The sequence below is a fragment of the Thioalkalivibrio sp. ALE28 genome (assembly GCF_000377425.1).
Lineage (GTDB): Bacteria > Pseudomonadota > Gammaproteobacteria > Ectothiorhodospirales > Ectothiorhodospiraceae > Thioalkalivibrio.
In genome coordinates this window covers 1-22,071 of sequence record NZ_KB898094.1, presented here as the reverse complement: position 1 = coordinate 22,071, position 22,071 = coordinate 1, and the positions used below count along the sequence as shown (strand labels likewise).

Here is a 22,071-nt window from a genome sequence, read left to right as displayed (position 1 = left end):
CTCGCTCTCCTTTCCTTGAGTGTCTGGGCCGCTGGCCGGCCTCTACCGTCTGGCCGGCCCCTACAATAACGGCTCGACCGGAAGAATTCGGGTCACGCCGGACACGAACCGGCGCCACAGTCCCGCCTTCGGCTCGTAACGGTGGGCATTGCCGGACCCGTCCCGCCACAGCAGGCCGCCAGTCGCATCCCGCCCCACCTCATAGGCCACCTGCGGCCGAATCCCCTGTTGATGCAGCGCCGCGAGCCGCTCCACCAGGACTGGCTCGCGCAGGAACACGCCCGACTCGCTGTTGGTATGCGCCGAGCGCGGATCCAGATTGAACGAGCCCACAAAGGCCTCGCGGCGGTCGAACACCAGCAGCTTGGTGTGCAGGCTGGCCTGCGAGGCATCGATCCCGCGGTCGCGCTCCAGGCGCGCCCAGCGCGGCGGCCCGGTGGGGCGCAGCTCGAACAGCTCCACGCCGGCATCCAGCAAGGCGTGGCGCCGGCTCGCATAGCCCGCATGGGTAAAGGCCACATCATTGGCGGCCAGCGAATTCGTCAGCACCTGAATCCGGACCCCCGCCTCGCTCATGCGCGCCAACTGGGCCGCCCCGTCGCGCCCCGGCACAAAATACGGCGACACGATCAGCAGTTCCTCTTCCACGCCCAGCAGCCGCTCGCCCAGCGCATCCGCAACCCGCGAACCCTCGCCGCGCCCGCGCGCCTTGGCCTCGTCATCCACCACGAACTCGGCCTGCGTAGTCCACACATAGGCCGCCGCATCCGCCACCGGCTGCGGCACCGGCAATCCGTTCAGGGGCTCCATCTGCATCAGGGGGTGGGTGTGGTTCTGTGCCAGCCAGGCGCGCAAGGCCCCCTGCTGCATCGCCAGCCGTTCCGGCGAGGCATTCTCCCGCGCCAGACGCGCGACCCCGATCGCCCCCGGACTGTTCCAGAACTCCACAAACGAAAGATCGATCTCCCGGACCAGCGGCCCCACCACCACCAGGTCCAGGTCCGCGAAGTTGTAGTCCGGGCTGGCCTCGAAATACTCGTCCCCCACATTGCGCCCGCCCGTGATCGCCAGATGCCCATCCACGATCCAGGCCTTGTTGTGCATCCGGTGGTTCAGGTCGCTGCCGCGGAAGAAGAACTCCGCACTCGCGCGCAACAAGCCCTCGCGGCTGCGAAACGGGTTGAAGACCCGCACCTCGATATTCGGGTGCTGATCGATCGCGGCCAGGGTGGCGTCGCGCCCGCGCGCATCGATGTCATCCAGCAGCAGCGACACCCGCACCCCGCGATCCGCCGCCCCCAGCAGCTCGCCCATCAGCACCCGGCCCGCCGCATCGTCGCGCCAGATGTAAGACTGAACCTGAATGCGCTCGCGTGCCATGCGCACGCTCATCACGCGCCAGCGAAACGCTTCCGCCCCCTCGTCCAGCAACCGGAAGCCCGTCTTGCCCTCGTCCCGGGCCGGCAGATGCCCCTGCAGCCAGGTCGCCAGCGGCCCCTCGCTCGCCGGCGGCTCCAGCCCCTGCCAGGCACGCTCCGGCGCCGGCTGCAGCGGGGCACAGCCAGCCACCAGCGCCAGCAACAGCACCGCCACAAGCCAGGAAAACCAAACCGGATAACGCATCACCAAGCCATCGCCGGACGCGAAGCCCCCCTTTCAAACCCCACGCGAGCGCTCAGCCTGCCGCCTCTACTCGGCCCTGTCGACGCGCCCGCCCGAACCCCGGACACAAAAAAAGCGAGCCGGGCGGACCCTGACTCGCTTTTTTCTACAAACTGGTAGGCGCGATTGGACTCGAACCAACGACCCCTACCATGTCAAGGTAGTGCTCTAACCAGCTGAGCTACGCGCCTGTCGTCTTCGAGCCGCGTATTGTACCGACTCCCCGCCCCCTGTCAAAGCCCATCGCAACGCATCGCCTTCCGGCTTTCCCAGGGGCAACACGGCGCCGCTGACCCGGCCGGTCTGCGCGACAAGCCGTCGCTCAGTCATACCGCCCGGCGAACTTGAACCAAGGGGCTCACCATGCACCCGAAGCGCATCACGGTATTCGGCGGCACCGGCTTTCTCGGCCGCGCCACGGTGCACGAACTGCTCGACGCCGGGCACACCGTGCGCATCGCCTCGCGCCGCCCGGTACTACCCGATTCTCTGCAAAATCATCCCCGAGTGGAGCACTGCCGCGCCGACATCCGGGACGATGCCGATGTCGCCCGTGCCGTGGAAGATGCCAGGGGCGTTATCAACGCCGTCAGCCTGTACGTGGAGCAACGCAACCTGCGCTTCACCACCATCCACGTCGAAGGCGCCGCGCGCCTCGCCCGCGCCGCCCACAAGGCGGGCCTGGAGCGCGTCGTGCAGATCTCTGGCATCGGCGCCGACAGCCGCTCGCCCTCGTCGTACATCCGCGCCCGAGCGCAAGGCGAAGCCGCCGTCCTCCGCGAATTCCCCAGCGCCATCATCGTGCGCCCCAGCGTCCTCTTCGACCCGGGCGATGCTTTCCTGCGCAACCTGGCCGGCCTGACGCCGCTGCCGGTCATTCCCCTGTTCGGCCGCGGCACCACCCGCCTGCAACCGGTACACGTCGGCGACATCGCCCGCGCCCTCGCAAGCCTGTGCGCAGACGCGCCGCCCACACACCCCATCTACGAACTCGGTGGCCCGGACATCCTCACCTATCGCCAGATCATGCGTCTGGTCCTCACGCACCTGGGCCGCAAACGCCCCATGCTGCCCATACCATTTACCGTCTGGCACGCCCTGGCCGCCCTCGGCTCACTACTCCCCAACCCGCCCCTGACCCGCGATCAGCTCTACCTGATGCAACAGGACAACATCGCCAACCCCACCCTCGGCACCTTCGCCGACCTCGGCATCACCCCCCACTCGCTCGAACAATCCCTGCCCGACTGCCTCCCAACCCATTAACCCCACCCGAAGAAATTACCCGACCAGCCCGCCTCCCCTTGTGGGAGCCTGCTTGCAGGCGAAGCCCCTGCCAAAGTCGGACACAGTCAAAGGCTTCGCGTGCAAGCACGCTCCCACAGCACACTCCCACAATTTGTGCCCCACCACACACCGTCATGCCGCCCGCAGCCCCCCCTCGTCATCCCGGCCGCGGCGCAGCGAAGAGCCGCGATCTCCCACGCACGAACCCACCACGGCACTACACACCTAACCCCAAGAGCCGCACCCCACAGGACAACCGCAAACAGAATCGGTAAGGTCGGGCCCAACACGTAAACGGACATGCGTCACATGGATGGACTCGCGGCCCGCCCGGCCCACGCCGAAGAATCCGGCCCCGCCCCCATTGCCGCGCCGGAGCAGGTTGAGGCCTTCCTCGACCGCTGGCGCGACACCGGCGGCAGCGAACGCGCCAACTACCAGCTCTTCCTCACCGAGCTGTGCGCGCTGCTCGACCTGCCGCAGCCCGACCCGGCCAGCGACGACACCGCCGACAACGCCTATGTCTTCGAACGCCGCGTCACCATCCGCAACCCGGACGGCAGCGAAAACCGCGGCTACATCGACCTCTACCGCCGCGGCTGCTTTGTGCTGGAGGCCAAGCAGACCGGCAAGGGCCTGCATACCCAGGGCTGGGACAAGGCCATGCTCGCCGCGCAGAACCAGGCCGACCAGTACGTGCGCGCCCTGCCGGAAGACGAAGGCCGCCCGCCGTTCATCGTCATCACCGATGTCGGCCGCAGCCTCGAGCTCTACGCCGAGTTCTCCCGCTCCGGCGGTACTTACGTCCCCTACCCGGACCCGAGCCGCCACCGCATCCGCCTGGAAGACCTGCGCGACCCCGAGATCCAGCAGCGCCTGCACCATCTGTGGCTGGCGCCGGACCAGCTCGACGCCAGCAAGCACGCCGCCCGCGTCACCCGCGAGGTCAGCGCACGCCTGGCCGAACTGGCCAAGTCCCTGGAACAGCACGGCTTTGATGTCGAGCGCGTCGCGCACTTCCTCAAGCGCTGCCTGTTCACCATGTTCAGCGAGGACGTCGAGCTCCTGCCCAAGGGCAGCTTCACCGCCCTGCTCGAGCGCCTGCAACAAAACCCCGAACACTTCCCCGACGCCATGCGCTCGCTGTGGGAGACGATGAACACCGGCGGCTATGAAGGCCAGCTGATGCACAAGGTGCAGCGCTTCAACGGCGGCCTGTTCCAGAACATCGACCCCATCCCGCTCAACGCCGACCAGATCGGCCTCCTCATCCAGGCCGGCAAGGCCGACTGGCGCTTCGTCGAACCCGCCATCTTCGGCACCCTGCTGGAACGCGCGCTGGACCCGCGCGAACGCCACAAGCTCGGCGCCCACTACACCCCGCGCGCCTACGTGGAACGCCTGGTCATGCCCACGCTCATCGAGCCCCTGCGCGCCGAATGGAACACCGTGCAGGTCGCCGCCGAGGCCTGGCTGCAACAGAACAAGCCCGACAAGGCCCTGGACGAGCTGCGCCGCTTCCACCACCGGCTGTGCGAAACGCGCGTGCTCGACCCCGCCTGCGGCTCCGGCAACTTCCTCTACGTGGCGCTGGAACACCTCAAGCGCCTCGAAGGCGAAGTGCTCAACCTGATCCGCGACCTGAGCGCCGGCCAGGCCAGCTTCGACACCGAAGGCCTCACCGTCGACCCGCACCAATTCCTCGGGCTGGAGATCAACCCGCGCGCCGCCGCCATCGCCGAAATCGTATTGTGGATCGGCTACCTGCAATGGCACTACCGCCTGCACGGCCGCCTCAGCCTGCCCGAACCCATCCTGCGCGACTTCCACAACATCGAATGCCGCGACGCGCTGATCGACTTTGATGCCCGCGAACCCATGACCGACGACCACGGCCAGCCCGTGACCATCTGGGACGGCATCAGCTACAAGAAAAGCCCCGTCACCGGCGAACTCATCCCCGACGAGACCGCCCGCACCCCCGTCTACCACTACAGCAACCCGCGCCGCACCGAATGGCCCGAAGCCCACTTCATCGTCGGTAACCCGCCGTTTATCGGAACAAAACGAATGCGCGCAGCACTAGGCGATGGCTATGTGGACGCCATGCGCGAGGTTTTCAGGAGCATCGTCCCGGACTCCGCGGACTTCGTGATGTATTGGTGGTGCATCGCTGCACAGAAAGTCAGCAAGGGCGCAGCGCGGCGCTTCGGCTTCATTACTACCAACAGTATCGGGCAATCATTTAACCGAAAGGTGGTCGAATCGGCGCTCTCCGGCAAGAACCCGGTATCAATCGCCTTTGCAGTTCCTGACCATCCCTGGGTGGACACCGCCAATGGCGCTGCCGTCCGTATCAGCATGACGGTCACAGATAGTGGAGCGCAGCAGGGAATTTTATCTTCGGTCGTTTCTGAGCGCTCGGGAAACGACGACTATCGCAATGTGTCCCTTACTTCTCGAACGGGGACAATTTTTTCAGATCTCAGTATTGGTGCCAATGTAAGCTCAGCGATCCCGCTGAAAGCTCCTCTTGGGCTTAGCGGAATGGGGTCAGCACTGCATGGTTCGGGGTTTATCCTAGACTCAGGTTCAGCTACGGAGATGATGCAGTCAAACGCATCATGTATTCGCCCCTACCTCGGTGGGCGCGACATTCTTCAGAAGCCTCGCGAGCGCTATGTCATCGACTTCTCCGGAATGTCGGAAGAAGAATCCCGAAAGGCCAATCCAGCCGCATTCCAGCATGTGCTCAACCACGTAAAACCAGAGCGAGACCAGAACAGGCGAAAATCCATCCGAGAACTATGGTGGCGATTTGGATGGGAGCGACCCAAGATAAGAGCTGCCTTGGCGGGTCTGCCACGGTTCGTCGGGACCACAGAAACGTCGAAACACCGCGTCTTCGTGTTTATCGACCGCACTTACGTAACCGACCATAAGGTGTTCACGATCGCGTTGGAGAGCGGGTTTCACCTTGGGGTTCTCCAATCGCGGCTCCACATTATTTGGAGCCTCGCGACAGGCAGCCGATTGGGCGTTGGCAATGATCCGATCTACAATAAGATTCGCTGCTTTGACACTTTTCCCTTCCCGGAACTCGACGACCAGCAAGCCGCCACCATCGGCGACCTCGCCGAACGCATCGACGCCCACCGCAAGGGGCGCCAGGCCGAACACCCGGACCTCACCCTCACCGGCATGTACAACGTGCTGGAAAAACTGCGCGCCGAAGAACCGCTGACCGTCAAGGAACGCACCATCCACGAACAGGGCCTCGTCTCCCTGCTGCGCGAACTGCACGACGACCTCGACCGCGCCGTCTTCCAGGCCTACGGCTGGAGCGACCTCGACGACCGCCTCGTCGGCCGCCCCGGCGCCACCACCCCGCTGCCGGACAAGCCCGCCGACCAGGCCGAAGCCGAAGAAGAACTTCTCAGCCGCCTCGTCGCGCTCAACGCCGAACGCGCCGCCGAAGAAGCCCAGGGCCACATCCGCTGGCTGCGCCCCGACTACCAGGCCCCCGAAGCCACCCAGACCACCGCCACCCTGGAAGCCCAGCCCGAGGCCGCCGCCGCGACCCCAACCGAACCGGCCAAAAAGCCCACCTGGCCCAAATCCATGCCCGACCAGGTCGAAGCCGTCCGCCGCCTCCTCGCCATCGGCCCCCAAACCCCGGAAGCCCTGGCCAGCCACTTCAAGCGCAAACCAACCAAGTCCATCACCCAGGTCCTCGCCGCCCTCCAAATCCTCGGCCAGGCCACCACCGACAACGACCACTGGCGCCTGACATGACAAACGACCAGAAGCACCAACGGTTCACCGCTCGACCATGGCCCCCAACCGCATCCACCCGCGCGCGAGATAACACGGTGCTCAAAACCGCCCCCGCGACACATCTGATTGATTCCCAGCCGCTTTCTGATCCCACGCGCCCGGCTCAATATCCAATTGAACACGCGCGCACGTTCATCCGATATCCGCGCGCGCTATCCAATCACTGTTAGCTGAGGAGTGATTGAGATTGGATGCACGGCATAGCCTGATAGAGGCGTACTTCAAACACCTAGAGTCAAAGCTTGAGATTATCCGAGCCATATCGGAGGTCTCAGAAGAGGAGGCTTTGATGCTGTGTTGTTGCCATCTAGAAGCTCTTGGCGCGAGGCAATACCAAGAAGTTGAATACACGGCCCCACCTCGAATAGCGATACCTAATTATTCAAAGTCTGCTGCTTTCACAAAAATCCTGGCGGATCAGAGCGGTTATACCTTTTGGGATAAAATTCACCCGATTGGTTTGCTTTCTTACCTCCCCAAGATGTTCGATCCTGATATGCAAGACTACATGATCGCATTGGGCGAAATAGGATATGAGCTGAGAGAAAAGGACTTTGTGATCGAGACTGTTTCAGGTCTTTTTAGGAACTCAAAACAAAGGGAGTGGTTTGAAAATCATTGTCACAAAGGGAGCCTTGGCAACATCGCGTATTCCAAGGTAAGGAGTGAGATCGTCCACAATATCACGCATCAACCAATTTCCTTCGAGGCCAAGTGGCAAGGGGAAAGGCTCCCAGACATTGATTATGGCCTTATGGTTGAATGCTTGGAGAATGTGATAGCGAACCTAAAAGCCATCTCGCTCGAAGCAAGAAAATTTTGGTGGGAGCAATGAATCCCGGATACCTTGGCGCAGCTAACCAATGCGTCAACGGGACCGCTTTGTTCCGCGCCGCTCCACAAAACGGCCCGTTACGCAGGCGTTAGGCGGAAGCAGTTGGCCGTTTAGCTATTTCGTCACCGTAGATCATGAAGCGACAGGAAAGAGCCGAGAATAATATGCCAGAGAATGATCCGTTCGAATATGGAAGTGTTTGGGTGCGAGGTGATTTTCACCTTCACACTAAGGCCGATAAGGAGTTCAAATATGTCGGTGACGAGAACGCTTTCGTTGGTGCATACATAGAGAAGCTCGAAGAGACCGGTGTCGGGCTTGGTGTCGTAACCAATCATAACAAGTTCGATATGGGGGAATTCAAAGCCTTACGAAAGGCTGCACGAAAGCGTGGTATCGGCTTGCTTCCAGGCGTGGAATTGTCAGTTAATGACGGTGCAAATGGCGTACATACGCTTGTTGTGTTTTCCGATGATTGGCTTAAGGGCGGGAATGACTACATCAACCAGTTTCTTAATGTTGCCTTCGCAGGCAAGACGCCAGACCAGTACGAACAAGAAAACGGGCGTTCCAACGATAACCTGATTACCACGCTTAACAGACTGGAAGAGTACAACAAAGATTTCTTTATTATTTTCGCACACGTTGAAGCGCCGAGCGGGTTGTGGAATGAGCTCGACGGCGGGCGCATGCAGGAGTTAGCTAATAATCCACTAATCCAAAAGTACTGTCTTGGCTTCCAAAAGGTGCGTACTCATGACAAGCCCGACAAGAAATGCCGTACGAAAGTGCAGCAGTGGTGGGGCTCAAACTATCCAGCAGAACTTGAGGGGAGCGACCCGAAAGCTCTAGATGATGTGGGGCGAGGAAGAGAGTGCTTTCTGCAGATTGGCGATTTCAATTTCGATGCTGTGCGATACGCACTTACGGACCACCCCTACCGTACGAGCCAAAATGAAGCACCGGAGGTAAGCCACTCTCATGTCAATGCTATCCGTTTCGAGGGTGGTCTCTTTGATGGCAAGCGCGTCACCTTCTCGCCGCACCTGAACTGCTTAATCGGAATTCAGGGCAGCGGAAAATCGTCGGTTCTCGAGTCTCTCCGCTATGCTCTGAACTTAGAGTTTGGAGAGAGGGCCCAAGACAAGGAATACAAGGATGGGTTGATCCCCCACGTGCTTAAGAGCGGGGGCAAGATTGTCGTTGAAGTAACCGATCGTCACGGCACGCGCTATGACGTCGGACGGATCTACAACCACGAGCCGGATGTGTATGTTGATGGAGAGCTGCAGCCAGGTGTCTCGATCCGCGAAACCGTCATCAATAGACCGCTCTATTTCGGCCAAAAGGATCTCGCTGCTGCGGGCAAGGAGTTCGGCCATGACCTTGTCGAGAAGCTCATTGGTGACGGGCTTAACCCTTACCGAGAGACAATCGAAGAGAAAAAGGTCGAACTTAAACAGGCTGTCGAGGCCCTCTCGTCATTGCAAAGCGATGCCGATAAATTGGAAACTTTCCGCAGTGAACTAAGGGACGTTAATTTTCGCCTTGAACAATTCGAAAAACATGGCGTAAAGACCAAGCTTGAAAAGCAAGTTGAGTTCGGCAAAGACCTCGCATTCTGCGAGACAGTGGACACGGCGGCCACTGAATGGAAGGGGAGTCTCGAAAGAGTTGTCGGCGATGCTGAAGAGCGGTTCGAGGAAATCGAGTCGCATGAGTCGAAATACAATAAGCCGCTGTTCGAAAAATATACCGACCAGATCGCGAATCTTAAAAATACGATGGCATCTGCAAAGGCGGTCATAAAGTCTATCGGAACGGTGAGGACTGAACTTGGCGTATTACGCGGAGAGCTAGAGACAACGAAGGACGGCCTCAAGGAAGAGTTTGCCGAGACAGAACGCGAACTCGTGAAAGCGCTTGAAAGCAACGGCGTTACATCTATACAGCCAGACGACTACATTAAGCTCACTGAAAGGAACACGGAGCTGCAGAACTTAGTCTCTGAATTCGAGAAGAAGACCGAAAAATACTCGGCAAAGTCCGATGCGCTCCTGAGAGCCATCGCCAATCTCAATGAGGCTTGGCATGCGGAGTTCAAATTCATCGAGGCCGAACTTGACAAGATCAACTCGTCCCAGTCGTCTCTTAAAATCGATAGTGAATTTAAAGGAAATAAGTCTGAGTTTCAAAAGAAGATGGAAGATACATTCCGGGGTAGCAACATTAGGAAGGAGTCCTTTTCCGGCCTGGCGACCGACTACATCGACTTCGGAGAAATCTACAAAGATCTTGCGAATGCTTCAAAGAAAGCGAGGAGCAAGGCAGAAACTTTTTCTGAGCTGTTCGAGAACAATGCGTTTTCGCTTCTATCATTCCAGATTCCGAATCGGTATGAAGTAACCTATAACGGGAAGCCATTAAAATCGCACTCTTTGGGGCAGCGAGCTTCGGCCATGATGTTGTTCTTGCTTAGCCAAAACGACAACGACCTACTTCTCATTGATCAACCAGAAGACGATCTTGACAGCCAGACTGTATATGAAGAAGTAGTTAAACTGTTGCGAATAATAAAACCTAGGCAGCAATTCATTTTTGCCACGCACAACGCTAACTTCCCGGTCCTTGGGGATGCCGAGACCGTGACGGCTTGTAGCGCCGATGAGACCGCTTTCAACGTAGTTACAGGTAGTGTCGACTCTAAGGAATGTCAGAATAAGATCATCCGAATCATGGAAGGTGGACCGGAGGCGTTCGAGCGACGAAAGACAATTTATCAAATTTGGAATCCAAGAGAACGAGCGAATTGAGGGGAGCAGCACCGCCTAACCATTGGCTGCACAGCGACCGATTTTCCGCCGCTTTGCGGCTCCAAACCGGCGGGGACTTTTGGGGTCTACCTTTGGATTTCGCAGGCCGGCGAAGGGTGTTGAGGTGTTCTAGACTCGAGGCGGCGGCGGAGGTGTGGCTTGTGGGGTCCGCACTCCGCTTGGACGTGCTCGGTTCTGAAATGCCGCCTTCGCCGCCCCTGCATCATCCGGAGCGTCCCACGTGGATGGTGCCCACTCCTCTGGAGTGATGGCTGAAAGGTAGACGAGACGCCGGATGAGTTTTGGCGTCGGATCTTGCCTGGAGGTCACCGCTATGGATACCCCTCTTCTTGTAGCCGTGGATGTCGGCAGTCGTTTCCACCAAGTGGCGGTCGGCGATGGTACGGGACATGTGCTGGACGAGTTCCGCATCGATCACGAACCGTCTGGATTTACAGCGTTCTTCGAACGAGTGGAACGCCATCGTCGGTCGCCGGACCAGAGGGTCCAGGTGGCGATGGAAGGTTACAACGGCTGGGCACGCCCGCTGGATAGCCAGACCCTGGCCCGCGGTTGGGCGCTGTACAACGTCAATAACTTGAAGCTAGCACGGTATAAGGAGATCTTTCCGGCTCCTGCCAAGACGGACGCGATCGACTCGCGCCGCATGCTCGAGCTATTCGCGCTGGATCAGCAACCCGGGGTGGCCCGCAATGCCCTACAGCGGGTGACGCTGATCCCAAAGGCGCACCGCCATCTGAAGTATCTGACGCGCCGGCGGCGGGTGCTGGTACAGGAGCGGGCTGGGCGTCTGACGCGGCTGAACTGCGATCTACAGGCGCTTTGCCCGGGCTTGCTGTCGATCACGGGTTCGATCGACAACCGGTGGTTCCTCCGCTTCCTGACCTGCCGAGACCGCCTCACGGCGTTGCCACGAGTACGCGCCTCGACGCTGTTAAGGATACGGGGTATTGGGCGCGCTTATCTCGCCAAGATCCAGGCATGGCAGCCGACCGCACAATTTGGCCCGGATATCGCCTTCGGCGATATGGATGTGGTCACCGATGCACGATTGATCCTGACGCTGAGTGAGCGGATCACGGAGTTGGACACCGAGCTCGAACGCTTGGCGTGCGAGAGCCAACCGGCTCGGCTCCTGCGATCCATCCCCGGTTTCGGCCCGACGGGTGTTGCGGAGTTAGTGGGCGAGATCGGCACACTGGATCGGTTCACCAAGGAATCGGGGCTGGCCGTCTATGTGGGGATGGCCCCGCTAGCGAACAGTTCGGGCGTTCGCGATCGGGGTAAACGCCCCCGCTCCGTTAATACCCGATGCCAGAATGCACTGATGACCTGCGTGGCACGGCACATGGCCCATGTGCCCGAGTCCCGCGCGTACTATGACCGCAAACGTGCTCAAGGCAAGACGCACAATCAAGCGGTACGAGCCCTCGGCCGTCACTTGATCCGAATGATCTGGACGATGCTCCGTCAAGGACGGGAGTACCACCGCCTCCCCACATTCGAGACGCCCAAGCCTTGAAAATCCGAGAGGGATGTTCAGATCTTGCCTTTTGCCCATTCAGCCAACGCTGATCTGCGCAATAACGGGGTCGGACCACGGTAACCGACGGACTTTAAACCGATTATGGAATCTTAAGGGCTGTTCCAGGGCCTTAAGCGGCGCATTCCGGCCCAAAAATGGGCTCTTGCCCTGAGATTAGATCCCACTCCGGCACCGCAAAGGGGATCGGTAGAGGCTCGGGCCGCTCCGACGGATTGCGGCGGCCTCTTCGAGGCCTCGCAATGACGGCGGGGAATGACGGGGCAGACGTTGCTTTGGCCCTCCGCCTCATATTCGAGTAAGAAATCACGGTTCGATCCGATACTATCCGGAATCCGCGCGACAGTGCGGGGCGCTTGGCCCATGGGACGGGGGCTCCCCATGCTCGCCTCTTGGAAGGAGTAGTCGATGCGGTTCTCGCAAAAGGTGCAGCGGATCAGCGGGCGTTTGTTGAACGCCATCACCGTCGCTTTCGTGGTCCTGCTGGCGGGCATGATCGTGATTGTGGGCAACAGCCTATGGCAGAACCAGCGCCTGCTGGCCGAGCTGCATCACATCACCGAGGAGCGAGGACAGCGCATCCAGCTGGCGTCCGATCTGCTGGAGGCCGCCTACAATCGCCACCAGACCATGGTGAATCAGGTCATCGCCGACGACCCCTTTGAGCGTGATGACCTAATGATGGAGTACCACCGCTGGGGGAACCGGGTCGGCGAGGTGCGCGCGGCCCTCGATGAGCGCGTGACCGAGGATGCGGCGCGGGCAAGGCTTGAGGAACAGGATGCCCTGATCCCGGACATCTTGAAGCTGCAAGACCAGGTGGTGGACCTGGCGGCCCGCGAGGAGATCGCGCCGGCAATGGCGATCCTGAGCGAGCGTCTGTTTGATCTTGATCGGAAGTTCGACAGTTCCATCGAAGCGTTGCGAGCACATGAACGCGCACAGATGGAAGCGGCAGCCGAGCGCGCTGGCGAAGTCGGGGCGCACACGCAGCGCTTCATGCTGGTGTTCGGTGGGGGCGGAGTGGTATTCGCGTTGGCTCTGATTCTGCTCACCCGGCGGACCCTGGTGACCATGCACCATGATTTGCGCGAGCAGGCGTCACAGCTCGACAAGGCCGGACGCCAACTGCAGCACGAGGCTAGCCACGACCCGCTGACCGGTCTACCCAACCGGCGTGCTTTCTATAAGCGCCTGCAGGACGCAATCGCCTGGTCCCAGCGGTCCGGCGAAACGTTCGCCGTAGGCTTCATCGATCTCGACCAGTTCAAGCCGGTGAACGATCGGTTCGGACACGCGGCGGGCGACGAACTGCTGGGGGTGGTCGCCCGCCGGCTGGAGGAGGCACTCAGCGAGCCGGCCTGTGTGGCCCGGGTTGGGGGTGACGAGTTTGCGGTGCTACTGTTTGGCGACGATTCAACCGAAGCCGAGGGGAAGCGACTGCAGGCGGCGGTGTCCCGGCCGGTCCAGCTTGCTGCGGGCGAGGTCACGGTGGCGATGACTCTGGGTTGGGCCTACGGTCCGGGAGACGGCGATCCAGACGAACTGCTGGGGCGAGCCGACCGCGCGATGTATGGTCTCAAGGCGGGGCGCGGGACGTAGCCGGAGAAAGAGGACACCACCTTTCCGATCCGATCCGGCACCGCGAATGCTACCAACAAGGTCTCGGGCCAGTCCGGCCGATTGGTGCGGCCTCTTCGAGGCCTCGCAACGACGGTGGGCCGGGCTTGCGTGCGCTCAAACGCCACGAACCGTGAGCGGAGATCTGGTGGCTGCCTAGTTCTTCTTCGACGCTCCACCAGGGAGGTGCAGCAGGCGTTCGCTTCGCCAGACGCGGACAACCCTCACCCGATCGGGATCACGCCGGTACACGATGCGGAACGGTGGATGGACGACCTCTCGCAGGAACGGCTGGTCAAATTCGGGCACTACCCTGCCGATGTCGGGGTGGTCGTTCAGGGCCTGGACTCGTTGGAAAATCTCTTGCACCAGCCTCTGTCCGACCTCCGGCACACCTTGCTCCGAGTACCACTCCTGCATCTCCTTGAGATCGCGCAGGGCGGATTCGGCAAACGTGATGGTAATGCCGGGCATATTGCTAGTTGAGACCGAGCTGCGCCCTGGCCTCGTCCAGCGAGACTTCCCGACCGGCCTCCAGGTCCGCCAGACCCGCGACGACGGCCCGCATGAACTCCCGCTCTTCCTCGGCCTTTTCGTAATCCGCCACCGACTGAACCACGGCAACACCCCTGCCCCGACTCGTCAGCAGCACGGGCCGGTGAACCTCGGCCACGTGTTTCATAACCCGTCCGGGATTCGTCTTCAGGTCGGTCAGGGGGACCAGGTCTTCGGAAAATTTGATCATCACGATCCGCTCCATCATAAGCTGCCATTAGGGCGGACTATAGCACCTGTTAAAAGGGCTATGGAGAGCACCCTGCGGAGGAAGAGAACACCCACCTTCTTCGAAATACCACACTGTCATCCCGGCCGGAGCGAAGCGCAGAGCCGGGATCTCTGACGTCCGCTCCTGCCTTGGCGCCCGAGATCCTGGATAACCGCTTTGCGGTTTTCGGGATGACGTTGCAGGCTGGACGAAAGGACAATTCCTGGAACGATCCGGCCGGTTGCCGCAGTTTGTGCGGTGTCTGGCGGTGACGGAATACCCGTACGGTTTACGGGACGTACGCGAAGGCGTACTCTTGGTCAAAGCCCAAACACTTGCGAGGTGCGCCATGACGGGAATTACGGCTACAGAGGCGCGCAGCAACCTCTACCGGCTGATCGACGAAACGGCGGAATCCCACGAGCCGATTGTGATCACCGGCAAGCGGAACAACGCAGTCCTGCTATCCGAGTCGGACTGGTCGGCCATTCAGGAGACCCTGTACCTGCTATCGGTGCCGGGTATGCGCGAGTCGATCCGCGAGGGCATGGATACTCCGGCGGATGAATGCCACGAGGAGCTGGATTGGTGACATGGAAGTTGGTCTACACCCGACAGGCTCAAAAGGATGCGAAGAAGCTGGCTGCCAGCGGCCTTAAGCCAAAGGCACAGGAACTGCTGTCGCTGATCGCGGAAGATCCGTATCGAACGCCCCCACCTTGCGAGAAGCTGGTGGGTGATCTCTCCGGCGCGTACTCGCGGCGCATCAATATTCAGCACCGGCTTGTGTACCAGGTGCTTGAAGACGAAAGAGTGGTCAAAGTGATTCGTTTATGGAGCCACTACGAGTAACCCGGCTACACGATTCCCCGGAAACGGGGACAGATTGATTTTCTCATGCGAGACGTGACGGCGGACGGCCTGGACGCCGCCCCTCAATGCGACAGCCGATGACCTGCTCCACCTCATCCACAAAACGCTGGTTGCCGGTGAGTTGGCCGCGCTGCAGCGCCTCGCGCATCAGCGACAATCGTTACCGGAAGAGGACATCCATCTTGTTTACATGCCGCAGCAGCCCCACCTCCCGCAGGAGCCCAGGCCTTCGGGCGGCGGGGCGCTGGATACGCCCGATCGGCGAGAGGGCTCGCCTCCTACAGTGATAGGGCCCCAGCCTCGAGAAAGAGGACACCCATCTTCTCCCTGGCGGCAGACCGCGTGGTCTCCGGGGTCAGACCTTGCTTTTTTCCCTTGGTCAGCTAAGGAGGCAAGAAGCAAGGTCTGACCCTCTACCACCTCTCTACCACCTTTCGATCAGCGCTTCGGCTCGATCAGGCCCGGGTCGTCCTCGACCGGTCGATTCACTCGGCTCGAAACGGCGTAATAGCGCAACATGTCCGGCGGAAAGCGGCGAGTCTTGGCCCGGATGTCGTCACGCTCGGACAGTCCCGGATCGAGCCAGTCCCACCGACACTGTGCGTCGAGTATCAGCGGTTGGCGGTCATGGATATGTGCAAGTGGATCGTTGGCGGGTTCAGTGATGATCGCGCAGCAGGCACCCCCATCGACCATGGGTTCCCAGATACCCGCCATCATCAGGATCTCCTGCGGTGCGCCCTCGGCCAGGGTGATGTAGTACGGCTGCTTGCCCTGTTCGGTCTTGCGCCATTCGTACCAACCATCGGCCAGCACGATGCATCGCCGGTGCGCAAACGCTGATCGAAAATACCGACTGGTGGCGACCGTCTCGGCCCGAGCGTTGATCGGTCGCGGCCCGTCCTCGACGCGCCTCGGCCGAAAGCCCCAGAATATCGGCTGGAAGGCCGCTGGCGCATCCTCGCCGGCCCGGAACGCTTCCAGATGGGTACCGGGGGCAACGTTGTACCTGGGTACGTCGAACCCCTCGTCGACGGGGACCTGGAAGTACCGCATGGCGAGTTCGCTGGTCGCGCTATAGCGCGTCATCCGTCCGCAGATGGCTTCTCTCCCTCCTGGGGTCGTGGGGGTAGCAGCATTCTCGTGTGGCCGACCTCGCGATCGCCTCCCAGTGCGGCTCCAGCATCATCACACCGGACATTGGCCCACCGCTGCGAGTGGGTCAGGTCTTGCTATCGTCCTCCGACTGGTTCCACGGGAGACGGCCCTCGATCTCCAGGTGCAGGGCAAAGACCAGCAGTGTGCGTATGAGAATAATCAGGGCCAGCATGAGTACGTTTTCCATGGAGTACTCGATCGCTACGGTCATGATGATGTCGGCCGCGACCAGGAACTCCAGTCCGAGAATCAGCCCGCGCACGCTGCGACGGCGATAATCGACGTAGGCCTCGTGTGTGCTCATGCGGCGCATGTTCACCAGCCAAACCACTGTTGCCAGCACGAATCCACCGATGATCACGGCGATGCCGACTGCTTCGAGCCCTAGTACCAGTGCGTTGGCGATCTGAAGAAAGACATCGTTCATGTCTGCATCCTTTTCGGGTCAGCGACTTGCGGCAAGTCTACTGCCGGCGGTTGGTCGCCGCCCAATGTTGAACCGCCAGGAGTCTGTCGGGCCCGGGGAAGAACGGGGCTGAAGCGCGCCTCTTCCGTGGGGTGGTTTCGGTATGCTCGAAGGCATGTGCCCGCCCAAGGACCGCGAATCCGCACCCCTCGGCCGCGCGACCGCGACCTTCCGGTTGTATGCCGAGCTGAACGACTTCCTCGCGCCCGAACGGCGATACCAGAGCTTTGAACACGCGTTCGACGGAACCCCTTCGGTCAAGGACCGCATCGAGTCGCTGGGCGTGCCGCACACGGAGGTTGACCTGGTACTGGTCGACGGGCGGGCAGTGGATTTCGGCCACCGGCTGCGCGGCGGTGAGCGGGTGGCGGTCTACCCCGTGTTCGAGGCCTTCGATGTAGGCGACGTCTCCCGCCTGCGACCCCAGCCGCTGCGCGAACCACGCTTCATCCTCGATGTGCATCTGGGCCGGCTGGCCGGTTACCTGCGTGCACTGGGCTTCGACTGCCTGTATGCCAACGATTTCTCCGATGAGTACATCATCCGCACCGCGCAGGACGAGCACCGCATTATCCTCACGCGTGACACTGGCCTGCTGAAGGACGGCCGGGTGACTCACGGGCGGTACGTGCACGCTACGGACCCATTGCAACAGCTTCGCGAGGTGGTCGACCGCTTTCAGCTCGCCGGGCTGTTCGAGCCGTTCTCGCGTTGCATGCGGTGTAACGGCGAGCTCCGGTCGATTGATGGCGCTGCACTCGCCGACTCGGTCGAGCCGAGCGAGGTGCCGCCCGGGGTGCTCGAGCGCTTCGGCGCATTCGTGCGCTGCAGCGGCTGCGGCCGAGTCTACTGGCCCGGCAGCCACTACGATCGACTGCGCCAGCGCTTCCGGGCGGTCGGCATCGACATCTGACCCTGTGCGGCCTGGCATGAGCTCCGAGGTCATCAAGCCCCTGAAAAAGGCGATCTGCAGGATGTCCAGAAGCCAGTGCGCAGGCCCCGGATGGGGCGCGTTACACCCGGGAAACGGGGACAGATTGATTCTCTCATGCCTGACGTGACGGCGGACGGCCTGGACGCCGCCACTCAATGCGACAGCCCATGACCTGCTCCACCCCATCCACAAAACGCCGGTTGACGGTGAGTTGGCCGCGCTGCAGCGCCTCGCGCATCAGCGACAGCTTCTGTTCCGGGACGCCCTGCTCCACGAACCGCGCATACCGGACACGTCGTTCATCGTCATCATCCCCTCAACGTGCTCGCGCGCCGCGTGGCAGCAGCAATGCGCTCCGCGAGCATCTACAGGGGCAGCGTCGTTTGTCGGCTGGCTTCCAGCTGGGTGTTCCGTGACGCCGAGGCCAGCTTGGTGACGCGCACGCCCAGCAGTCGCAGCGGTTGACCCAGGTCGATCCGGCGCAAGCAGCCACGGGACGCGGCCAGAATCGCCTGAGGGTCGTCCGTCCACGTGTCCAGCGTAAGGTCGCGAGTAACCGTGCGGAAATCGCTATAGCGCAACTTGATCCCGATCGTCCGGCCCAAGTAGCCCTTGCTACGGAGATCCCCGGCAACCCGTTCGCATAGGGCCACCAGGATGCGAGTCAGCTCGTCCCGATCCGCCCGTGGATGCAGGTCCCGCTCGAAGGTGGACTCTCGGCTGATGGATTTAGGCTCCCGCTCGGTGACTACGGGGCTGTCGTCCCGGCCATGGGCCGCCTCGTGCAGCCACCAGGCATAGGTCTCGCCAAAATGCTGGCGCAACCGATACAGATCGGCCTTCGCCAAATCGCCAATCGAAACGATCCCCAGCGCTTTAAGGCGCTCGGTCGCCTTTGGCCCTATACCGTTCACCTTCCCCACCCCCAGCGCCCAGATGCGCGCCTCGAGGTCGCCTTCGCCCAGCACCGTCATCCCCGCCGGCTTCTCCAGATCCGAGGCGATCTTGGCCAGCAGCTTGTTCGCGGCCAGGCCGATGGAACAAGACAGCCCCGTCTCGGCCTGCACCGCATCGCGAATCCCTCGCGCCGTCACCACCGGATCGCCCTTCACGTCGGTCAGATCGATGAACAGCTCGTCGATGCCGCGATCCTCGACCTTATCGGCCCGCGCCCGGACCGCCTGCTTGAACTGGTGCGAATAGGCCCGATAGGCATCGAAATCCGCCGGCAACAAAACCGCATCCGGCGCCAGCTGCCCCGCCTTCATCAGCCCCATCCCGGAATGCACCCCGAACGCCCGCGCCTCGTAGGTCGCCGTCGTCACCACGCCGCGCCCTCGATAATCGCCGAGCCGTTCGAACCGATACCGCCCATCTGCCCCTCGCTCCGGCACGGAGAGACGTCGCCCGCCGATCACCGCGGGCCGCCCCCGTAGCTCCGGATAGCGCAGCAGATCCACGGATGCATAAAACGCATCCATATCGAGATGAGCGATGGTTCTCACGGAATGCCAATCAGACCCGGACTCGGCTTTAAGGCACGCAGCACGCTGCGCGCCCTGAAGGGGCAGTCTAACAGCCAGCATCCCGACCACACCGATGAATTACCGCCCCATCCCACCCTACTGTGGGAGGCCAGCCTCTGGCCGAGGGGCATGGCTGGCGCTGGATCGACCAGAGGGCTGGCCTCCCACAACAGAGAAAGAGGACACCCATCTTCTTCCTGGACGAGGCGTTTCGCACCCGAAATGGGGCGATGACGCGCTCTGGCTCAGCGCGCGGCGACGCGAACGGGTCCCAGCCTAGACGAGCCCTTCGGCAACCGCTCGGGATCGCATTCCAGCGACGCAGGGGCGGCTGCGCGGTTCGCCACGCTCGCGCGGGCCGGACGACTAACCCAGCGCGTCGAGCAGCCGTGTCAGGTTGTCCCGGAACTGCTGCTGGCGCTCGGCCTCGGCCTCGCGGAACCGCGCATCCTGCTCGACCAGGGCGTTCAGGATCTGCCCGCCCGTGTCGACGGGATTGTCCAGGAACTGGAGCGCTGGCTGGCTGAAGCGTTCCTGGAGGGCCTCCACCAGTTGCCCGAGGCGCTGTGCCGCGCGGGAGTGTTCAGGCGCGTCCAGTTGCTGTGTCTGTTCGTAGGCCTGGGTCATTCGGTAGGTCTCGGTGCGCGTCATGTTCAGCTCCATCGACTGGAGCCTGTCGGTATCGAAACGCAGGTCCGGCAGCATCTCGAACGCCCGCTGAACATCGCCATGGAAGAATTCGTCCGCGAGCGAGCCGATATCGCGCACCAGCTCCTCGACGGCACGCAGTTCGTCCGGGTCCAGGTCACCCTGCACGGAGAACTGGTAGCCGCTCGCCGCGTACCGGCTGACATCCAGCCAGCCATCGGCTGCCCCGTCCTGCACCTGGACCTGGGTCTGCAGCCACGCGTCCTGGACGCTCTGAAACCGGATCTGAACCTCCGCACCCGACTGGGTGGTGATGTTCAGTTCCAGGCTCTCGGCGCGCGAGAAGCGCTCGCTCATGGACAGGGCCGTGGTGCCGGCCAGGCTGCGCTCGGCGGGAGGCAGCCGGAGGTCTTCCAGGGCCGCGAAGGTCAGGCGTTCGGTCTCGTCCACGTCCTCGGCGATGCGGCCTTCCAACAGGTTGAGCCCCGACAGGATCTCCCGCGCCTCCCGAAAGCCCTGTTCCACGCCCTGGGTCGCCTGCTCCCTCAGCGCCTCCAGCTCGGCGCCCGACGCGCCGCGGGCCCGGGCATTCGCCAGCCCCATCTCCACGAAGGTCGCGATCCGGTCGGCCACCTTTTCCGGGGTGAAGTCGCTGGCATCCAGACGCTTGAGGCTGCCAAGGCTTTCGCCGGGGATGGCCCGCGCCAGGTTCTGCAGGATCTGATTCTGCAGGGCGTTCAGGCTGCGGCCGGAGCCGCCGTCGGCCTGCGCAAGGCCCTGGCGCGTAAAGCCAGACCGCTCTGCGGGGCCCTTTAGGGAGATTGGGTGGAAACTGGTATCGACAGGCATGGCGGCGCACTCACACACGGGGACGGGTACGGCGTTAACGGCCGCCGGTGGAGATTCTTTAGCCCACCTTCGGGGCAAGGGAGCATCCAGTGTGGGACGGTGGCCCCTCTAGCTCCGGGCGCCACAGCGTTATCCTGGATGAGCGAATCGAGGAGCCGGGAGCTCTGCAGTCGGCCCCTGCCCCGGTGCACGAGATCCCGGATAACCACTGGGCGTTGCTGGAATGACCGCCTAGTCGGAACACAGAAGGGCCTGTAGGAGGCTGCTTGCAGGCGAAGCCCCTGCCCGCGTCTGGCTTTGGCAGGGGCTTCGCCTGCAAGCAGCCTCCTACGGGGCCCCGGGTCTCTCAGGGCCATCGGGGTTGGTCAGGGGGCGCGGGTGCGAGCGAAATCGGTATTGTGCGCGGGTCAAAGGGCCAGGCCTGGCCTTTTTCTCTTGGCCAATCGCTGGGCCGAGCAGCAGGATTCGCTCTTGGGGTTCGGATTATCGCGAATCGGGTGGGAGTCCGATGGACTCGCGCATCAGATCGAGCAGGCCCTCGACACTCGACGGATCCTCGGTATCGAACATGACGCCCGCGCCATGCTCATCCACCCGCATCACGATGCACTGCCAAACATAGGTCCGGCCGTCGGCGCCCTCTTCCGGGCTCACCGTCACTTTCAGTCTTGAATGCTCGGAGATACCTGAAACGGGCATCTCTACGTAAAGGCCGCTAAGGCTGACATCGCGGACCCACCCATTTGCCCGGAATGCGGGGGCACCCTGCAACGGCTGTACTTCCGCGGTCATGCGAACGCCCCTGCGTCGCCCTTCCCGAAGTTCCATCGACCACCCCCCTGCCGCGAAGCCGCAATCTCCGACATTTCCATGTGCCTCGTCCCTAACTGTCAGGGTACCGAAATGCGCACCCGCGGTCAGACGGGCCGGGTCCCGATCGTTGCGTCTCGGAGTAGTGTGCTGAGTTATGTGCAGAAGCTGGCAGGAGGTGAGCGGCCATGGTATTCGGGTTGGTTAGCGACCACCGGAACCCCTCAAGGAGGGCGAGACCATGACCACTCACAAGAGCCAGGCTACTGCGGATCGCACGTCACTGCGAGCGTTATTGGGGACAGACGAGGAACTGATGCGCACGCTGGTGCGCGAGGCGGTCCAGCAGGTTCTGGAAGCCGAGATGAGCGACCAGCTCCAGGCGGCACCGGGCGAGCGCACCGAGGGCCGCCTGGGCTACCG

General features: G+C 61.9%; 18 protein-coding genes, 1 tRNA gene and 1 pseudogene. 10 read left to right on the top strand and 10 right to left on the bottom strand.

Translation table 11 applies throughout. The annotated features are described in order from the left end of the window. Window positions 1–60: 60 nt before the first annotated feature. Both D105_RS0102210 and D105_RS0102205 read right to left on the bottom strand, forming a co-directional pair. On the bottom strand, window positions 61–1,623 hold the full coding sequence (locus D105_RS0102210) for a phospholipase D family protein (protein WP_018877350.1): 1,563 nt from the start codon (window positions 1,621–1,623) through the stop codon (window positions 61–63). Window positions 1,624–1,776: 153 nt separating this feature from the next. Next, window positions 1,777–1,853, bottom strand: a tRNA-Val gene (locus D105_RS0102205). Between the two features lie 172 nt (window positions 1,854–2,025). Here D105_RS0102205 and D105_RS0102200 point away from each other — a divergent pair. The 6 genes from D105_RS0102200 (at window position 2,026) to D105_RS0102170 (ending at window position 13,600) form a co-directional block, all read left to right on the top strand. After that, window positions 2,026–2,928 (top strand): complex I NDUFA9 subunit family protein, encoded by a 903-nt coding sequence (locus D105_RS0102200; RefSeq protein WP_018877349.1) that lies wholly within the window; start codon window positions 2,026–2,028, stop codon window positions 2,926–2,928. Between the two features lie 330 nt (window positions 2,929–3,258). After that, window positions 3,259–6,744, top strand: a complete 3,486-nt coding sequence (locus tag D105_RS0102195; RefSeq protein WP_018877348.1) for a DNA methyltransferase — start codon at window positions 3,259–3,261, stop codon at window positions 6,742–6,744. A 229-nt stretch (window positions 6,745–6,973) separates the two neighbouring features. Further along, window positions 6,974–7,621, top strand: a complete 648-nt coding sequence (locus D105_RS0102190; RefSeq protein WP_026280391.1) for a hypothetical protein — start codon at window positions 6,974–6,976, stop codon at window positions 7,619–7,621. Between the two features lie 164 nt (window positions 7,622–7,785). Next, complete coding sequence (locus D105_RS0102180; protein ID WP_038032669.1) at window positions 7,786–10,434, top strand: TrlF family AAA-like ATPase; 2,649 nt, start codon at window positions 7,786–7,788, stop codon at window positions 10,432–10,434. Window positions 10,435–10,768: 334 nt separating this feature from the next. After that, window positions 10,769–11,977, top strand: coding sequence for an IS110 family transposase (locus tag D105_RS0102175; protein WP_018877344.1), 1,209 nt, complete (start codon window positions 10,769–10,771; stop codon window positions 11,975–11,977). Window positions 11,978–12,406: 429 nt separating this feature from the next. Then, window positions 12,407–13,600 carry a diguanylate cyclase domain-containing protein gene (locus D105_RS0102170; protein ID WP_018877343.1) on the top strand — a complete coding sequence of 398 codons (1,194 nt, stop codon included), beginning with the start codon at window positions 12,407–12,409 and terminating at the stop codon, window positions 13,598–13,600. Window positions 13,601–13,774: 174 nt separating this feature from the next. Here the strand turns inward: D105_RS0102170 and D105_RS0102165 are convergent, their stop codons facing one another. After that, window positions 13,775–14,092 (bottom strand): type II toxin-antitoxin system RelE/ParE family toxin, encoded by a 318-nt coding sequence (locus D105_RS0102165; protein ID WP_018877342.1) that lies wholly within the window; start codon window positions 14,090–14,092, stop codon window positions 13,775–13,777. A 4-nt stretch (window positions 14,093–14,096) separates the two neighbouring features. After that, window positions 14,097–14,381, bottom strand: a complete 285-nt coding sequence (locus tag D105_RS0102160) for a type II toxin-antitoxin system Phd/YefM family antitoxin (RefSeq protein WP_018877341.1) — start codon at window positions 14,379–14,381, stop codon at window positions 14,097–14,099. A 352-nt stretch (window positions 14,382–14,733) separates the two neighbouring features. Between D105_RS0102160 and D105_RS0102155 the strand changes: the two genes are divergently transcribed. Continuing rightward, on the top strand, window positions 14,734–14,976 hold the full coding sequence (locus tag D105_RS0102155) for a type II toxin-antitoxin system Phd/YefM family antitoxin (protein ID WP_018139194.1): 243 nt from the start codon (window positions 14,734–14,736) through the stop codon (window positions 14,974–14,976). After that, the gene (locus D105_RS0102150; RefSeq protein ID WP_018875414.1) at window positions 14,973–15,236 is read left to right on the top strand and encodes a Txe/YoeB family addiction module toxin; all 264 of its coding nucleotides are present in this window, start codon (window positions 14,973–14,975) and stop codon (window positions 15,234–15,236) included. Before D105_RS0102155 ends, D105_RS0102150 begins: the two co-directional genes overlap by 4 nt. 459 nt (window positions 15,237–15,695) lie before the next feature. On the opposite strand, the gene D105_RS0102140 is transcribed toward D105_RS0102150, so the two are convergent. Together D105_RS0102140 and D105_RS0102135 are read right to left on the bottom strand one after the other, a co-directional pair. Further along, window positions 15,696–16,346 carry an SOS response-associated peptidase gene (locus D105_RS0102140; RefSeq protein ID WP_018877338.1) on the bottom strand — a complete coding sequence of 217 codons (651 nt, stop codon included), beginning with the start codon at window positions 16,344–16,346 and terminating at the stop codon, window positions 15,696–15,698. A 133-nt stretch (window positions 16,347–16,479) separates the two neighbouring features. After that, window positions 16,480–16,842, bottom strand: a complete 363-nt coding sequence (locus tag D105_RS0102135) for a DUF1622 domain-containing protein (protein WP_017942547.1) — start codon at window positions 16,840–16,842, stop codon at window positions 16,480–16,482. A gap of 142 nt (window positions 16,843–16,984) precedes the next feature. On the opposite strand from D105_RS0102135, the gene D105_RS0102130 reads away from it, so the two are divergent. After that, window positions 16,985–17,794 (top strand): Mut7-C RNAse domain-containing protein, encoded by an 810-nt coding sequence (locus tag D105_RS0102130; protein WP_018877337.1) that lies wholly within the window; start codon window positions 16,985–16,987, stop codon window positions 17,792–17,794. A gap of 133 nt (window positions 17,795–17,927) precedes the next feature. On the opposite strand, the pseudogene D105_RS15015 reads toward D105_RS0102130, so the two are convergent. The 4 genes and pseudogenes from D105_RS15015 to D105_RS14070 form a co-directional block, all read right to left on the bottom strand. Next, window positions 17,928–18,128 (bottom strand): annotated as a pseudogene (locus D105_RS15015) (transposase); the annotation flags it as partial. Window positions 18,129–18,180: 52 nt separating this feature from the next. Then, on the bottom strand, window positions 18,181–19,320 hold the full coding sequence (gene dinB / locus D105_RS0102120) for a DNA polymerase IV (RefSeq protein ID WP_231366571.1): 1,140 nt from the start codon (window positions 19,318–19,320) through the stop codon (window positions 18,181–18,183). Between the two features lie 387 nt (window positions 19,321–19,707). Then, window positions 19,708–20,838 carry a DUF5610 domain-containing protein gene (locus tag D105_RS0102115; RefSeq protein ID WP_018877336.1) on the bottom strand — a complete coding sequence of 377 codons (1,131 nt, stop codon included), beginning with the start codon at window positions 20,836–20,838 and terminating at the stop codon, window positions 19,708–19,710. A gap of 483 nt (window positions 20,839–21,321) precedes the next feature. Continuing rightward, on the bottom strand, window positions 21,322–21,666 hold the full coding sequence (locus D105_RS14070) for a PilZ domain-containing protein (RefSeq protein ID WP_038028152.1): 345 nt from the start codon (window positions 21,664–21,666) through the stop codon (window positions 21,322–21,324). Between the two features lie 223 nt (window positions 21,667–21,889). Between D105_RS14070 and D105_RS15010 the strand changes: the two genes are divergently transcribed. Continuing rightward, window positions 21,890–22,071: transposase (locus D105_RS15010; RefSeq protein ID WP_196799921.1), on the top strand; the 182-nt coding region annotated here is incomplete at its 3' end.

Bases quoted from the DNA above. Each gene is read 5' to 3' on its own strand.
- D105_RS0102210 (WP_018877350.1), bottom strand. From the start codon at position 1,623: ATGCGTTATCCGGTTTGGTTTTCCTGGCTTGTGGCGGTGCTGTTGCTG.
- D105_RS0102200 (WP_018877349.1), top strand. From the start codon at position 2,026: ATGCACCCGAAGCGCATCACGGTATTCGGCGGCACCGGCTTTCTCGGC.
- D105_RS0102195 (WP_018877348.1), top strand. From the start codon at position 3,259: ATGGATGGACTCGCGGCCCGCCCGGCCCACGCCGAAGAATCCGGCCCC.
- D105_RS0102180 (WP_038032669.1), top strand. From the start codon at position 7,786: ATGCCAGAGAATGATCCGTTCGAATATGGAAGTGTTTGGGTGCGAGGT.
- D105_RS0102175 (WP_018877344.1), top strand. From the start codon at position 10,769: ATGGATACCCCTCTTCTTGTAGCCGTGGATGTCGGCAGTCGTTTCCAC.
- D105_RS0102170 (WP_018877343.1), top strand. From the start codon at position 12,407: ATGCGGTTCTCGCAAAAGGTGCAGCGGATCAGCGGGCGTTTGTTGAAC.
- D105_RS0102165 (WP_018877342.1), bottom strand. From the start codon at position 14,092: ATGCCCGGCATTACCATCACGTTTGCCGAATCCGCCCTGCGCGATCTC.
- D105_RS0102160 (WP_018877341.1), bottom strand. From the start codon at position 14,381: ATGATGGAGCGGATCGTGATGATCAAATTTTCCGAAGACCTGGTCCCC.
- D105_RS0102155 (WP_018139194.1), top strand. From the start codon at position 14,734: ATGACGGGAATTACGGCTACAGAGGCGCGCAGCAACCTCTACCGGCTG.
- D105_RS0102140 (WP_018877338.1), bottom strand. From the start codon at position 16,346: ATGACGCGCTATAGCGCGACCAGCGAACTCGCCATGCGGTACTTCCAG.
- D105_RS0102135 (WP_017942547.1), bottom strand. From the start codon at position 16,842: ATGAACGATGTCTTTCTTCAGATCGCCAACGCACTGGTACTAGGGCTC.
- D105_RS0102130 (WP_018877337.1), top strand. From the start codon at position 16,985: ATGCTCGAAGGCATGTGCCCGCCCAAGGACCGCGAATCCGCACCCCTC.
- D105_RS0102115 (WP_018877336.1), bottom strand. From the start codon at position 20,838: ATGCCTGTCGATACCAGTTTCCACCCAATCTCCCTAAAGGGCCCCGCA.
- D105_RS14070 (WP_038028152.1), bottom strand. From the start codon at position 21,666: ATGGAACTTCGGGAAGGGCGACGCAGGGGCGTTCGCATGACCGCGGAA.